The 798-nt window shown below is 70.9% G+C and carries 1 protein-coding gene; it reads right to left on the bottom strand.

Annotated features, from left to right (window positions below; translation table 11 throughout):
- A partial coding sequence (locus NW819_RS09770) for a hypothetical protein (RefSeq protein WP_414413616.1) occupies positions 1–682 on the bottom strand: 682 nt, incomplete at its 3' end.
- Between the last annotated feature and the right edge of the window lie 116 nt (positions 683–798).

The raw sequence follows: 798 nt of genomic DNA, 5'->3' as shown, positions 1-798 counted from the left end.
CATGCCCCGGTCCGGGCGCCAGGCGCAGCACCGACTGGCGCGCCTGACCGGTCGGCGCGAAGGTCGACGTGGTGCGCACCCGCATGATGGGATGGAACTGCTGCGACCGGATGGCGTGCCACAGCCGGGGGCTCCACAACCCCTGATCCGCCAGCACGAGGACCTCCTGGTCGAGCGGCAGCGCGCTGCGGGCCCAGCGCAGCATCCGCTCCCAGTGCGGTTCCCACGCACCCGGTTGGTTCGCCGGGACGATCACCCAGGCGACCGGCAGGGCGGTGCCCCGATAGAGGACGCTCATGCGCAGCAGAACGACGTCATCGCGCCGATGGGAGGCATCCAGCCCGAGCACCAGCGGTCCGCCGGTCCAGTGCGCGCGAATCCAGCGGAGCAGGTCGGCGCCGCACGCCAGCGGACTGACCACCGGTGGCGCACCCGCTGCGGGTGGGTCGGTGGTTTGATGGGCCGGGGCGGCGATCCAGGCATCCCAGGCGTCCGCCAGGGTGGCGGCGCGGGCGATCCCGGCAGTGGCGAGCGCGTGCACCAGCGCGGGACGATTGGCGCTCCCCGCCAAGAGGGCGCCCAAGACCCAGCGGGCCAGGGCGCGGCGCCGGTGACGCGACAAGCGCGGGAAGAGGGTCTGGATCTGCTGCTGCAGCAACCGTTCTGTGGACGTGCGGGACATACCATCCTCCGTGTCTCGCGATCCTTCCATGATCATGATACCGACGGATCGGCCCGTGCGTTCGGTGGAACGGAAACGGTTGACAATCTGCCTGCGAATCCCCCCCCTTTCAACCC

The sequence above is a fragment of the Synechococcus sp. R8-2 genome, assembly GCF_047461715.1.
In the GTDB taxonomy this organism is placed as follows: domain Bacteria; phylum Cyanobacteriota; class Cyanobacteriia; order Thermostichales; family Thermostichaceae; genus Thermostichus.
Note: the sequence above shows the minus strand (reverse complement) of the source record. Positions and strands in the feature narration are given on the sequence as shown.